The sequence below is a fragment of the Mariluticola halotolerans genome, assembly GCF_021611515.1.
GTDB classification, from domain to species: Bacteria; Pseudomonadota; Alphaproteobacteria; order Rhizobiales; family Devosiaceae; genus Mariluticola; species Mariluticola halotolerans.
This window is the reverse complement of sequence record NZ_CP090960.1, coordinates 2,565,910-2,579,589: the sequence shown is the minus strand read 5'-3', so window position 1 is coordinate 2,579,589 and position 13,680 is coordinate 2,565,910. Positions and strand designations below refer to the sequence as shown.

Here is a 13,680-nt window from a genome sequence, read left to right as displayed (position 1 = left end):
ACCACTGTGATGACAAACTCCCACCCATATTAATGGGGGTAGTGCATCAAATGAGCGACGTAGCCGCGCAATCATTGGCCTTGCCAGCGATTGTCGATCTGGATGCTATCGACACGGTGCGCGATCAATTGATTGAAGCCATCGATCACGGACCGGTTGAGGTAGACGCCTCCGCCGTCGAACGCGTCGCCACAAATGCATTGCTTATGCTCATGAGCGCCGCTGAATCCGCCAGGCGCAATGATTCCAGTTTTTATGTCTTAAATCTCAGCGACCCCATGACTGCTGCAATTGCACGACTTGGCTTGGGCGAAAGCTTTGCGCCAATTCTGAAAGGATAATGCGAAGAATGCGTGTACTGACCGTTGACGATTCCCGAACCATTCTGGCCATGCTGCACCACACATTGTCAGGTGCCGGTTTTGAGGTTTTGCAGGCCGAGGATGGCCAAAAGGGACTTGAAGTGCTGAACACCGAAACCGTTGATGTGGTGATCACCGACATCAATATGCCGGTGATGGACGGCATTGAATTCATCAAGAACGTTCGGGCCTCGGGCCAGCACCAGAGCCTGCCCATTCTCATTCTGACCACTGAAACCAGCCAGGAAAAACGCGATCTTGGCCGCGAGGCTGGGGGCACGGGCTGGATTGTCAAACCGTTTGACCCGGAAAAACTGATCAGCGTCATCCGGCGCGTCGTCCATTAATCCCGCAATCGAAAATCGAATGCAGCCCACATGAGTGAACTCGACGAATTCAAGGCCACCTATTTCGATGAATGTTCCGAGCTTTTGAACGAGCTTGAGGAGCAGTTCACCGCGATCGAGGAAGGTGACCGCAATGCGGACCGGCTCAATGCCGTGTTCCGGGCGATTCATTCGGTAAAGGGTGGCGCGGGCGCCTTCGGCTTTACCGGCCTTGTGGGCTTCGCCCATGAATTCGAGACGCTTCTCGACTTTGTCCGCAATGGCAAGGTGGAGATGAGCGACGAAGTGGCGGCGCTGTGCATCCGGGCAAACGATATCGTCGCCGATTTCGTCGCCGCGGCGCGGGCTGGCGAAGAGCTCGCATCCGATTATGGCGCTGAGGAAAAGGCGCGTTTCGTCGCTTTGTGCAATGGCTCGAAAAGCGATGAGGAACTGGAAGAAGACGGGGAGCCGATGGAGGAATTCGATATCGATTTCACCCCCGTCGCCGTCAATCTGGAGGCTGACACCGCCAGCGAGACCGAGGGCTGGCTGGTTGAATTCACCCCCTATCGCGATCTCTATGCCCGCGCCAACGACCCGCTTTTGCTGCTGCGTGAACTGGCCGAACTGGGTGACGTGGAAATCAAGGTGATCCTCAAGGAGATCCCCGCACTCAGCGATTTTGAGCCTTTCGGCGTTTATTGCGGCTGGGAAATTCTGGTGCCCGGCGCGGACGTGACCGAGCAGAGCGTACGCGATGTGTTCGAATTCGTTGATGGTGATTGCGATATCAAGATCACCCGCAAGACCGTGTCCGAGGCACCCCCCGCCGCCGATGCCGGCTTTGATCTTGATGACGACGACCTGCCAAGCTTTGCCGACCTCGCCAATGAGATCAAACCGGTGGCCAAGCCTGCCGAAGCCCCGGCCCAGACCACAAGCGAGGCGGGTGACGCCAAGAACGCCGCCCCCGTGGGCGTGCAATCGATTCGCGTCGATCTCGACAAGGTGGATCGCGTCGTCAACATGGTCGGCGAACTGGTGATCACCCAGTCCATGCTGACCCAGCAAATGGATGACAATCTCAAGGTCCATTATCAGGAACTGGTGCGCGGCCTTGAAGTGCTGGCCCAGACCACCCGCGGCCTGCAGGATTCGGTGATGGCCATCCGCGCCCAGCCGGTCAAATCCGTCTTCTCGCGCATGCCGCGCCTGGTCCGCGAACTGGCGGGCAAGACAAACAAGAAAATCCGCCTCGAAATGGTCGGCGAGAACACCGAAATCGACAAGACGGTGATCGAGCAATTATCCGATCCCCTCACCCACATGATCCGCAATTCTGCCGATCACGGCATCGAATCGCCAGAAAAACGCACCGCCGGGCGCAAGCCCGAGACCGGTGTTATCCGTCTTTCCGCTGAACAGGCCGGCGGCAATATCCTGATCATCGTTGAGGATGACGGGGCCGGGATCAATCGCGAACGCGTGCTCCAGATCGCCCGCGATCGCGGCGTTGTCGGCCCGGATCAGCAAATGACCGAGGAACAGATCGACAACCTGATCTTCGCCCCCGGTTTTTCAACGGCAGACGAGGTTTCCGATATTTCGGGCCGTGGCGTGGGCATGGATGTGGTGCTCTCCAATATCAAGAAGATCGGTGGTTCGGTGCATGTGCGCTCCTGGCCCGGGGCCGGCACGCGCATGACCCTGCGCCTGCCCCTGACGCTCGCCGTGCTCGATGTCATGCTGGTAACCGTGGGCGGCTGCCCCTATGTCATCCCGCTCTCCTCGATCGTGGAGACCATGCAATGCGCGCGGGCCGATTTCGGCCATATGCCGACCGGCGGTCGTGTGCTGCAGGTCCGGGGCGAATATGTGCAGGTCGTGGACCTGGCGACCCGGTTCGAAATGCATACCGATATCGAGGAAAAAAACCGGTTCGCTGTGCTTTGCGAAGCAGAAGGTTCAGTCAAGATTGCGCTGATTGTCGACAACATTATTGGCCAGCAGCAAGTGGTGATCAAAAGCCTCGAAGAGAATTTCGAACGCATTGACGGCATTGCCGGCGGCACCATTCTGGGCGATGGCAATGTCGCCCTCATCGTGGATGTTCAGGGCCTGCGTACGGCCACCACCCATAGGAACGCGGCGTAACCGCCGGGTTGAAAGCGAGGAATCATGGAAGCGCTTGAAATAAACAATGAAGTCGATGACGGCCACGCCGCCGAGACCAGAAGCCTGCAGCTGATCGCTTTCTCGATCGGCGAACAGATTTATGGCGTGGAAATCACCACTGTCCGCGAAATCCGGGCCTGGAACGGGGCAACCCCCCTGCCCAATACCCGCGAATTCGTTGTCGGCGTGATCAACCTGCGCGGCACGATTGTCCCGATCTTTGACCTGCGCGCCCGCTTCGGCGACGGTCAGACCTCCCCCACCAAGACCCATGTGGTCGTGGTCATGTCCGTGGGCGAAAAATGGGTCGGCATTCTCGTTGATGCGGTTAGCGACATTCTGACGATTTCAAAAGATGACATTCACAATGTCCCTGAAGGCAATTCTATCGATACCGATCTGCTTTCCGGCATCATCACCCATGATGGCCAGATGGTTGGCCTGATCGACCTGCATGCTGTTGTCGCCGGCGCACAGATCGAAACCTGATCCCTGCCAGCAGAACAAACAAAAAAGCGCCGGTCCTCGCCGGCGCTTTTTTTGATGACACAGACCGGATCCGCTCAGAACAGATCAACCTCACCGCTCTGGGTTCGTCCCGCTATGCCCGAGAGTTCGGGCACCGCCAGTTCGTCAAGCGCCAGATGCGCCCAGATTTCGTCGAAACGCGCATGATCAATGTTTCTGTCAGAGGCAACAAGATGCCGCACAGCCTCCGCCATGTTCCGGCAGCGCTGCTCGATACGGTCCTGCCCCTGAAGAGCAACAATAATCTTTTGAGCCACAAGTTCCCGGGTGGCATCCGCATCCGCTCTCGATTCAGCGAGAACGGCCAATGCGTCTGTTATCCCTTCAACCATAACCGATGTCTGGCGGGCGGTTTCTTCGAGTTCTTTGGCTAGTCTTTCAAGCGACATATGTCTTCCCTGACGTTCGAAAGCTACTTTACGCGAAAAATAGTAAACGTGACTTTGCGCCTGCGTGAATTAGTTGATGATTTGAGGCGTGGTTAGCAATTCCCTAACGTTTCTCTCACTAGGTTTAAGTCCAGAGTTTGTATTTAGGGGTTGCGGATGGCATCGCAAGACTCGTTACCGCCAGAATTCGACCGCGGCGTTGTGACGACAATTCATCAGGGCGACTGTCATGTTTCCAGCGCAATTGATGTCACCTTTTCAACCGTATTGGGATCCTGCATCAGCGCCTGCATTCGTGACGTCTCCACCGGGGTAGGTGGCATGAACCACTTTCTGCTCGCCGAACAATCAGGCGCAGCAAAAGACAGATATGGCGCATCCGCGCGATACGGCGCATTTGCCATGGAAAAACTGATCAATACGGTTCTCAGTAAAGGCAGCGGCAACAAGGCCAATCTCGACATCAAGGTTTTCGGCGGCGGCAATATCAATGCCTCCCTCAATGATATCGGCGCCCAGAATATTGAATTCATTCGCGAATTCCTGAAGGCAGAGGGTTATAAATCCTCCGCCCAGGACGTGGGCGGTGCCTTCGCGCGACGGGTATTGTTTAAACCCTCCTCCGGCCGCGTGTTCGTCAAACGGCTCGACAGCGCAACCGGTGCCAACCTTGTACGCGAAGAAATCGCCATTGCCGGCGTACAAAAGGTCTCGGTGCCCGCACACGACGATATCGAATTGTTCTAGCATCCCTCGCGCCAAAAGCTTGCGCGCGATATGGCAGGGTCTGGTTAGCAAAATCTTGCGCACAAGCCGCGCTGGAGAGGTTTGGTTAACCATTCTCTCTTTAAGCTAACGACATGTTAATTTCGTCCTTTGCAATTTTGCCGGGATATTTGTCATGCGCCGGGTCACACTAGCGCTCGGCGGCAGCCTGTGCGCGCTTGCGGTATTCGGGGCAAGCCTCGGGGCGATAGCCGCATTGGGCCTCACCCCGGCGGGCATCGGCGTGGCGGCCGGCATCTGGCTGATGGCCAGTCTGGGGCTTTTGCTGGTCGGACACCAGGCCGACCGCAAGGCCCGCAAGACCCTGTCCGAACTTGGCGATGCGCTGGGAATTACAGCAAGCGTGCATCAGGGCGAGACCGAATTCGTCAAGGCAATGATCGCCAGCCTTTGCCTGCGGCTGGAACGGGCCGCCGGCTTCAAAACCGCCTTTGCCAGCCTCAACCTGCCCGCATTGATCGCCGATAATCATGGCGATGTACTGTTCGTGAGCGCGGGGCTGACCGCTCTTGATCCTGAAATAGCACCCGGCGCAAACCTGCACGCGGTTTTCGGCGACACCTATAAATCGCCACCAATGGATGGGGTCAGCCAGCAGCGGGTAACCCTTAATGCCCGGCCCTATGATGGCGGCTTTGTGCCCCTTGGCGGTGACCGGTTCGCCGCAGGCTTTTCCCGCGCCGGCCTGATCGTGGGCCGCAGCCATCTGACCGCCTATACCGACGCCCTGGCATCCGGGCAGACAGATTTCCGTTTCCCCCCCGGACAGACCAGTCTGTTCCCGGCCCTTGAAGAACTGAATGCCGGGCTTGAACTGGTCGACCGCAGCATGCAGGCGATAGACGGCATTGTGCAAAATGGCGCGACCGGCGAAAGCAACATGCCCGCCGTCAATGCCGGGCTGAGCCTTCAGGTGCGCTCGGTTCACGACGCCTTTTCGGGCCTGGCCCATGCCCGGGCTGACGAAGCGGAACGCCGCGCCGGGCTGGAACGCAAACTGGGTGAAATCGCAAGGCTTGTGGACGCCCATCGGGCAACGATCAGCCGGATCGGCCAGATGGCGCAAAAGGCCCAGGCCGGGGCGATTGAGGTTGGTACGACCCTCAACACCAGCCGCACAACGGCCCGCAAGGTTGCCGAAATCAGCCGCGACGCGCAGATGCTGGCAGGCGAGGCTGGCGACACCGCCAGACGCACCGCCGAAGCCATTGGCGCGGTCGGCGGCCTGACCGCCCAGATTGAAAGCATGATTGCCGCCATCGAGGATGTCTCCTTCCGCACCAATCTCCTGGCGCTGAACGCCGCCATCGAGGCCGCCCGCGCAGGTGACATGGGGGCCGGCTTTGCCGTAGTGGCCGACGAGGTGCGCACACTTGCGGCCTCCACATCAAAATCTGCCAAGGAAATCAGGGATCTGGCCAAGCGTGGCCATGCCGGATCCGGTGACAGCGCCGCCCAGGTGGAAACCCTGGCCGGACTGATCTCGGGGCTTGAGGAACATTTACTGAATATAAGTAATGAGACCGGCATAGTTGCGGACAGCCTTGACACTGGCAGCACTGGCCTCGCGCGTTTTGAGACCGATGTAGCCAACATGGCGGGGGACGCTGACCGGACTTTTGAGGCAGAGGAACTGAATATAGCTGAGCGTTGACCGGACCGGCCGCAGTGGTTTGTGTCGGCACCAAGCGCAACGGCATAGATCAGTTGTTCTTCCCCACCGGCAGATATCGAGTTTGGAGTGAGGGCATATGGACAACGGCGAATACCCCCTGAGCGATCGCGAGTTCGCGCGCATTCAGGGACGCGTTTACAAGGTCGCCGGTATTTCTCTCAGCGATGCAAAGCGGACCCTTGTGGTTTCCAGATTGAGCAAGGTCATCCGCGCATTGCGCCTGCCCAGCTTTGATGCCTATGTCGACTTTCTCGAACGCGGCGGGGCAACCACTGCCGATGAGCAGAATTTCGTCAATGCGCTGACCACCAACCTGACCCGGTTTTACCGTGAAGATCATCACTTTGATCACCTGCTGGACTATATCGGCCGGCAGATTGCCGAAAAGCAGAATATGGGCGTCAACGCCCGGCGGCTACGCATCTGGTCGGCTGGCTGTTCGACAGGGCAAGAACCCTACACCATTGCCGCCGCGCTGATGCATGCCTATCCAGAGCTCAAGCGCTGGGATTTCAAGATTCTGGCAACCGATATCGACACAAATGTACTGGCCAAGGCAGCAACCGGGATTTATCCGGAATCTGAATTGAACGGGCTGAGTGCTGAACGGGCCCGCCTGTTCGAACGCACCGGTGACGGCAAGATCCGTGTGCCCGAGGCCATTCGCAATCTGGTGTTTTTCAAGCCACTGAACCTCAACGAAGCCTGGCCGATGCGCGGGCCGTTTGACGCGATTTTCTGCCGCAATGTGGCAATCTATTTTGACAAGCCAACCCAGGCACAATTGTTTTCACGCCTTGGCGAAATGCTGGCCCCCGGTGCCATGCTTTATATCGGCCATTCGGAAAATATAGCCGCTGGCAGCGGCCCCTTCACCCTGGTCGGCAAAACAATTTATCAATCAACTATTGCAGGCAAGAAGCGAGACGCAGCATGACAGTCAAAGTATTGGTGGTCGACGATTCCGCGCTAATTCGGGATGTGCTGACCCGCTCGCTGGGCAAGGACGCAAAAATCCAGGTGGTGGGCACCGCAAAGGACCCGATCGAGGCGCGCGAGAAGATCAAGCAGCTCAATCCCGATGTGCTGACCCTTGATATTGAAATGCCGAACATGAACGGGCTGGCCTTTCTCGACAAGCTGATGCGGTTGCGGCCCATGCCCGTGGTCATGGTATCGACCCTGACCCAGCAGGGCGCCCAGGAAACCCTGCTGGCGCTTGAACTAGGTGCTGTCGATTTTGTTGCCAAACCGAGCCACGATCTTGCCGGTGGCATTGACGCCTTTGGCGCTGAGGTGTGCGAAAAAGTGCATGCCGCCGCCGCAAGTGCCGCCCGGTCCCGGGGCATGCGCGCCCCCGCACCGGCCGTTCACGTTACCACCGCCGCTGCCCCCGATGGGGCGCTGATTGCGCTGGGGGCCTCCACCGGCGGAGTTGAGGCCATTCGCGAAGTGCTCGCCAATATGCCCATGGACTGCCCGCCCATCGTGATCGCCCAGCACATGCCCGCAGGCTTTACCAGCCGCTTCGCCCAGCGGCTCAACGATCTCTCGGCTCTCAAGGTAGTCGAGGCTGCAGACCGCATGCCCTTGCAGCGGGGCCATGCCTATATCGCCAAGGGCGGCCAGCACCTGCGCGTGGAACGCAGTTCGGGACAATTGAAATGCCGGCTTATGGACGACACCGAAATCTCGGGCCATCGGCCAAGTGTTGACGCTTTGTTTGAATCCGTCGCCAAGACCATCGGCCCCATGGCCGTTGGCGCGATTCTCACCGGCATGGGCCGTGACGGTGCCCGTGGATTGAAACTGATGCGCGCCGCCGGTGCCTATACGGTGGGCCAGTCCGAAAACTCAGCCCTCGTTTATGGCATGCCCCGTGTGGCCTTTGAGGAGGGTGCCGTTTGCGAACAGGCCCCCATTGAAGCGATTGCCAGCAAACTGGCGCACGCGCTCTCTAAAATGAAATCGGCCGCCTGAAATGGCGATTGAGAGAAAAGTAACGGATTTTACCTAGGTTCGGTCCCTAACTTTGGACTTGGACCCTGCGTGGCGTGGGGAGTAAAAGAGTAAAATGCCTAAAGCCAGTGCACTCAGTGTCTTGATCGTAGACGACCAGCAATCAATGCGCGGAATTTGTAAGTATATTCTGACCCAGCTCGGGTTCAAGGATATCATAGAGGCCAAAAGCGGCCGGGATGCGCTGACCAAGCTGGAAAAAGCCAGCTTTGACCTGATCATATCCGACTGGAACATGGACGATATTGACGGGCTGACCCTGCTCAAGGTCTTGCGCAAACATCCGCGCACCGCCGCCCTGCCCTTCATCATGGCCACGGGCCGTTCCGACAAGGAACAGGTCAAGGAAGCCATCGCATGTGGCGTCAATAATTACATCATCAAACCCTTTGATGCCGGCACAATGAAAAAACGCATCGAAGCGGTTATCGGCGCGCTGTCCTAGACGCTGCCGGTTTTTGAAAAAACTGAACGCAAGCCGCCCGCAAAAGCCGGCGGCTTCGTTGCTTTAGTGACATTAAATATCATGTTTAAGAAAGATTTACGCCTGCGCGACTAGTGTCGTCCCGATGGGCAATGCTGGCGATTCCTGTGCCGAATCAAGGGCGTTGTCGCGCATTTCAGCTGCACCCGGGCACGAGCCGGGCGCGGTCGAGGGAGAATACGGTTCGCATGATCAATTTCGCATCGGTCCGCCTCGCGCGCAAACTGCCCCTGACGCTGATCATCGGTGCCGTGCTGATTTGTGCTGGCATGGGCACCGCCGCCTATCGCCAGATGGCCGACACCCTCACCACCCGAAGCTTTGAGCACCTGGAGACCATCGCCGCGCAGAAAGCGTCCGGGCTCAACGACATTCTGACCAATGTCAGCCAGGACCTGATGATCCTTGCAGGCATGGCAACGACCGCTGATGCGGTGAGCGCATTCGATGGCGGCTGGGCGGCCCTTGGGACTGATGCCACCCGCGCCTTGCAAAAGCGTTATCTCGAGGACAATCCCCATCCCGCCGATCAGCGCCAAATGCTTGCAACCTCCGGCGAAAACGATGCCTATGACCAGACCCACGCCGCGCAGCATCCCGCCTTTTTGCGGCTGGCCCGGACCCGGGCCTATGACGATCTCTACCTGTTCAATCCCGAGGGCCAGCTCGTCTATTCGGTTTATAAACACGCCGATTTCGCCACCAATTTCGCTGAAAGTGGCGAACCCTGGTGGGATACAGCCCTTGGAGAAGCCTACCGCGCCGCGCGCGCGGCCAGCGCCCCCGACACCGTAACCCTTGCCGATTTTGCCGCCTATGAAGTGGTTCTCGGGCTGTCCGCCGGTTTTATGGCTGCCCCCGTATTCGATGCCGGTGAAATCATCGGGGTTCTTGCCGTGCGCCTGCCCATTGCCCGGATCAACAGCCTTCTGGCCGACCGCAACGGATTGGGGGAGACCGGCGAAACCCTGATGGTCAGCACCGATTTCAAACTGCGCAATGATTCCGGTTTCACCGATGACAATGACATGCTGGCGGTCACCCTCAACAATCCCGCCGTCGCCAGCGCTCTCGCCGGCACCTCAGCGCTGGGCACCGCTGCAGATTATCGCGGTATGAAAAGTCTGGTCGCGGCGGTCCCGTTTGCGTTTTCAGGGCAGCACTGGGCCATTGTCACCCTGATGGACGAGAATGAAGCTTTGGCCCCGCTCATTGCGATACGCAACAACCTGATCCTTACCGGACTGGGGCTGGCAGTGCTCGCAGCCCTCCTGAGCCTGTTGCTGACCCGCACCATCACAAAACCCCTCGCCTGGCTCAATGACGCGATAACCGGGCTGGCCGCCGGAGATCTGGATGTCGAGGTGCGCGGTGCACGGCGTGGTGACGAATTCGGCAACATTGCCCGCGCCTTCGAAAGCTTCCGTGAAACCGGCATCCGGCATCATTCAACCGACGCGGCAGAACGGGACGCGGCGGCCCGGCGCCGTGAAGAAGACACCCTGATGATGCAGGCCCTACAACAGGCCTTTGGCGAGGTTGTCGATGCGGCCGTGGCCGGTGATTTTTCACGGCGGGTCGATGTGGAATTTCCCGACCCCGAACTCAACAGCCTTGCCGGCTCGATCAACAATCTGGTGGCAACCGTTGATCGCGGCATTGGCGAAACGGGCCACGTGCTCGCCGCCCTTGCCGAAACCGATCTGACCCGCCGTGTCGCGGGCGACTATGACGGCGCATTTGCAAAACTCAAAAACGACACCAATGCAGTGGCCGACAAGCTGACCGAAATCGTCGGCCAGTTGCGCGACACCTCGGGCACGTTGAAAACGGCCACGACCGAAATTCTCACCGGCGCCAGCGATCTTTCCGAACGGACCGGCAAGCAGGCAGCAACGATTGTGCAAACCTCAGGCGCGATGGCCGAACTGGCCGACACCGTGCGCCACAGTGCCGGGCAGGCCGATATTGCCAGCACCAAATCGCAGGCGGTCAGCCAGACGGCCCGCCAAAGCGGCGAGGTCATGGAGCGGGCCAACGCGGCCATGGCCGAGATCAGTGCGTCCAGCGCCCGGATTTCCAATATTATCGGCATGATTGACGATATCGCCTTCCAGACCAATCTTCTCGCCCTCAATGCCTCCGTGGAAGCCGCGCGCGCCGGGGACGCCGGAAAGGGCTTCGCCGTCGTCGCGCAGGAAGTGCGCCGCCTCGCGCAATCCGCCGCCACCGCCTCCGACGAGGTCAAGGTCTTGATCGAGCAAAGCGTTGGCGAGGTCAAAAACGGTTCCGCCCTTGTCGCCGAATCCGCCGGCAAACTGGCGAGCATGCTTGCCGGCATCGAAGAGAGCACAACCCTGATGACCGGCATGGCCGACGACGCCAAGGCACAGGCCGGCGCTATTGACGATATCAATGCGGTCGTGCGGGAAATGGACGAAATGACCCGGCACAATGCAGCATTGGTGCAGCAAACCAATGCCGCCATCGAAAAAACCGAAGCCCAGGCAGCGGAACTGGACCGGATTATCCAGATTTTCCGTCTCCACACCGCAGAAGCCAGCCCGGCATCTCATGCCGACGCCACCGCCTTCCGACAGGAACGGCCAGAGACAGCAAACCTCCAAACCCGTGGCAATACCGCGCTCAAACCGGACTGGCGGGATTTCTGAGTTTGTAACCACAACTATAAACATTCAGCTGTTAGCCACCCAATACCTTATATATCCATCGCTTCAAGCTGTGTGGAGGGTATCCAAATGACTCGATTTGAGACCGCAGTTGGGGCAAGATAATTCGTTATGAGATTTTGGGGTCACATCAGCCGGCTGCTATCCGGGGTCGAATGGGGTTGGTCGCTTATTGTGCTAGTCATCGGCGCAGCAAGCAGCTTCGCGCTGCCCGCATGGGCGGTCGGAGCCATGTCTGGATTCGAACAATACGCCCCCGCATCTTGGGTTGTCGCAGGTTTCGGGGGAATGTTGTTCAGCAGCATTTCGTTTTTAATAGTAAGCTGGGCGAGAAGGAAGTGGCATATGACCAATCTCGACGTGATTTCTAGAAGGTCACACCCAGCCGTAAACCCGCTAGACGAGACATTCTCGAACGAACGAATTTTCTTGAACGACTTTGTATTGCCTTCGCGCCCCGCAATCGAAAAAAAGAATTTTATGAATTGCGAGATTGTTGGACCTGCCAATATCATTCTTGCATTTGGCACCACCATTCACGATATCAAGGGTGGCCGTCTGGAAGCCGTGCGTATGGACATGAATGTTTCCAATTTTAGCGGCTATGTATTCCGAGAATGCGTGTTCAGAGGTTGCTCTTTTCACCGAATTACGCTGTTTATTCCTGATAATGAGTTCCCCCAATATGTTGGCAACCAAAATTTGGAGTGGCTAGCCTCGGGTGACGTTTTGAATCAGCAAGCTGCTTTCACCGACGTCGATACTGCAGATTTGTACGGCCAGCCTCGCCAGCCCGAGCAAACCCCAACAGAAGAACAGTCATAAAAAATTTGACAGAGTAGCTTCTTCATTCCTCACTTCGGTAGGAACCGAAAGCAGTTTGCGATATTGATCGGTTCGCTTGATACTCAAAACCCGCCCGCATCAACCCTACTGACACGTCCTGACATTGATCGCGTCTAAGGAAAGGCGCATCATGTTTTGGTAGGGTATGGGCAGCTGAAAAAGCCGTCATGCCCGGCCCGAACCGGCGACAGGGGAAATCAAAATGGGCAAGAGCCAGCGCCTTTTTGAACTGGTGACCTTGATGAGCGGGCGGCGCACGGCGGTGACCGCGCGCACATTGTCGGAAGTGCTCGAGGTCTCCGAGCGCACGATTTATCGCGACATGGATGCGCTGGTGGCGTCCGGCGTTGCTGTTGAAGGTGAGGCGGGTGTTGGCTATCGCTTGCGGCCCGGCTCCCATCTGCCCCCGCTCATGTTCAGTGCCGAGGAAGCCATGTCCCTGGTGCTGGGCCTCGCCATGGTGCGCGCGGCAACCGATGTGGAACTCGCCACCGCCGCTCAAGGGGCCGAACGGCGGATCCGCGCGGTGCTGCCCGATGAAATAAAACGTGCGCTGGAAAAACTGCCCTACCGCATGCCGGTGACCGCGCGCAGCCGCAGCCTCTCTGATCTGCACACCACATTGCGCAATGCGGCAACCCATTACATCAAGCTGCAAATTCACTATGGCGACAAGGACGGCGTTGTCTCGGAACGGGTGATCTGGCCCCTGGCCATTATCGGCTGGGGCGACCGCTGGACGGTGCTCGGCTGGTGTGAATTGCGTCAGAACTATCGCAATTTCCGTCTCGACCGGATCACCGAGGCAACCCCGCTCGACACCCATTTCGAAACCGGGCCGGCGCTCAGTTACGAGCATTATATCTCAACCCTCTACGAGCATGAGGAAAACCGCCCCTGCTGACCGCATGGATGTTTACTTGGCAAATCACCCCCGGCATGGTTCAACGGACTGAGGTTTTCGGGGGAGTGCGCTTATATGCGGATCGGTCTGGTCGCACACGACAAGAAAAAACAGGATCTGGTGGATTGGGTGATGCTGCACCAAAAAGTGCTGGGCACCCATAAACTGTTTGCCACCGGCACAACTGGCGGCCGCATTGTCGAGGCCAGCGGGCTTGAAATCACCCTGCTCAAAAGCGGTCCCCTGGGTGGCGATGCCCAATTGGGCGCAATGATTGTCGAGGGCGAACTCGACGCCTGTATCTTCTTTATCGACCCGCTGACGGCCCTGCCCCATGATGTCGATGTGAAGGCGCTCACCCGGCTGGCAACGCTCTATGATGTGCCATTTGCCTGCAATCGTTCCACAGCCGATGCGGTTCTCGCGGCCTTTTGATCCTTTGGTCAATATTGACCGCCGCCGCCGCATGTGAACAGATGCGGCCAAAGGCGCA

General features: G+C 58.2%; 14 protein-coding genes. 13 read left to right on the top strand and 1 reads right to left on the bottom strand.

Features of this window, described 5'->3' with window-relative positions:
* The first annotated feature begins 50 nt into the window (after positions 1 to 50).
* The 4 genes from L1P08_RS12295 to L1P08_RS12280 are packed head-to-tail and all read left to right on the top strand — an operon-like array spanning position 51 to position 3,355.
* A complete protein-coding gene (locus L1P08_RS12295; RefSeq protein ID WP_303617301.1) occupies positions 51 to 341 on the top strand; it encodes an STAS domain-containing protein in 291 nt (96 codons plus the stop codon).
* A complete protein-coding gene (locus L1P08_RS12290) occupies positions 341 to 709 on the top strand; it encodes a response regulator (protein ID WP_303617300.1) in 369 nt (122 codons plus the stop codon). The genes L1P08_RS12295 and L1P08_RS12290 overlap by 1 nt, the downstream gene beginning before the upstream one ends.
* Positions 710 to 739: 30 nt before the next feature.
* Positions 740 to 2,845 (top strand): chemotaxis protein CheA, encoded by a 2,106-nt coding sequence (locus tag L1P08_RS12285; RefSeq protein ID WP_303617299.1) that lies wholly within the window; start codon positions 740 to 742, stop codon positions 2,843 to 2,845.
* Between the two features lie 24 nt (positions 2,846 to 2,869).
* The gene (locus tag L1P08_RS12280; protein ID WP_303617298.1) at positions 2,870 to 3,355 is read left to right on the top strand and encodes a chemotaxis protein CheW; all 486 of its coding nucleotides are present in this window, start codon (positions 2,870 to 2,872) and stop codon (positions 3,353 to 3,355) included.
* A 74-nt stretch (positions 3,356 to 3,429) separates the two neighbouring features.
* On the opposite strand, the gene L1P08_RS12275 is transcribed toward L1P08_RS12280, so the two are convergent.
* Positions 3,430 to 3,783: a hypothetical protein gene (locus tag L1P08_RS12275; RefSeq protein WP_303617297.1), complete on the bottom strand. Its 354-nt coding sequence runs from the start codon at positions 3,781 to 3,783 to the stop codon at positions 3,430 to 3,432.
* A gap of 156 nt (positions 3,784 to 3,939) precedes the next feature.
* On the opposite strand from L1P08_RS12275, the gene L1P08_RS12270 reads away from it, so the two are divergent.
* From L1P08_RS12270 to L1P08_RS12230, 9 genes are all read left to right on the top strand, one after another.
* On the top strand, positions 3,940 to 4,530 hold the full coding sequence (locus tag L1P08_RS12270) for a chemotaxis protein CheD (RefSeq protein WP_303617296.1): 591 nt from the start codon (positions 3,940 to 3,942) through the stop codon (positions 4,528 to 4,530).
* 154 nt (positions 4,531 to 4,684) lie between these two features.
* The gene (locus tag L1P08_RS12265; protein ID WP_303617295.1) at positions 4,685 to 6,223 is read left to right on the top strand and encodes a methyl-accepting chemotaxis protein; all 1,539 of its coding nucleotides are present in this window, start codon (positions 4,685 to 4,687) and stop codon (positions 6,221 to 6,223) included.
* Positions 6,224 to 6,320: 97 nt separating this feature from the next.
* Entirely contained in the window at positions 6,321 to 7,181 is an 861-nt protein-coding gene (locus tag L1P08_RS12260; protein ID WP_303617294.1) for a CheR family methyltransferase, read from the top strand.
* Complete coding sequence (locus tag L1P08_RS12255; protein ID WP_303617293.1) at positions 7,178 to 8,224, top strand: protein-glutamate methylesterase/protein-glutamine glutaminase; 1,047 nt, start codon at positions 7,178 to 7,180, stop codon at positions 8,222 to 8,224. The genes L1P08_RS12260 and L1P08_RS12255 overlap by 4 nt, the downstream gene beginning before the upstream one ends.
* 94 nt (positions 8,225 to 8,318) lie before the next feature.
* Positions 8,319 to 8,708 (top strand): response regulator, encoded by a 390-nt coding sequence (locus L1P08_RS12250; RefSeq protein ID WP_303617292.1) that lies wholly within the window; start codon positions 8,319 to 8,321, stop codon positions 8,706 to 8,708.
* 227 nt (positions 8,709 to 8,935) lie between these two features.
* Positions 8,936 to 11,419, top strand: coding sequence for a methyl-accepting chemotaxis protein (locus L1P08_RS12245; RefSeq protein ID WP_303617291.1), 2,484 nt, complete (start codon positions 8,936 to 8,938; stop codon positions 11,417 to 11,419).
* 363 nt (positions 11,420 to 11,782) lie between these two features.
* Positions 11,783 to 12,262 carry a hypothetical protein gene (locus L1P08_RS12240; protein ID WP_303617290.1) on the top strand — a complete coding sequence of 160 codons (480 nt, stop codon included), beginning with the start codon at positions 11,783 to 11,785 and terminating at the stop codon, positions 12,260 to 12,262.
* Positions 12,263 to 12,485: 223 nt separating this feature from the next.
* Entirely contained in the window at positions 12,486 to 13,187 is a 702-nt protein-coding gene (locus tag L1P08_RS12235) for a helix-turn-helix transcriptional regulator (RefSeq protein ID WP_303617289.1), read from the top strand.
* 75 nt (positions 13,188 to 13,262) lie between these two features.
* Positions 13,263 to 13,622, top strand: coding sequence for a methylglyoxal synthase (locus L1P08_RS12230; protein ID WP_303617288.1), 360 nt, complete (start codon positions 13,263 to 13,265; stop codon positions 13,620 to 13,622).
* Positions 13,623 to 13,680 lie beyond the last annotated feature (58 nt).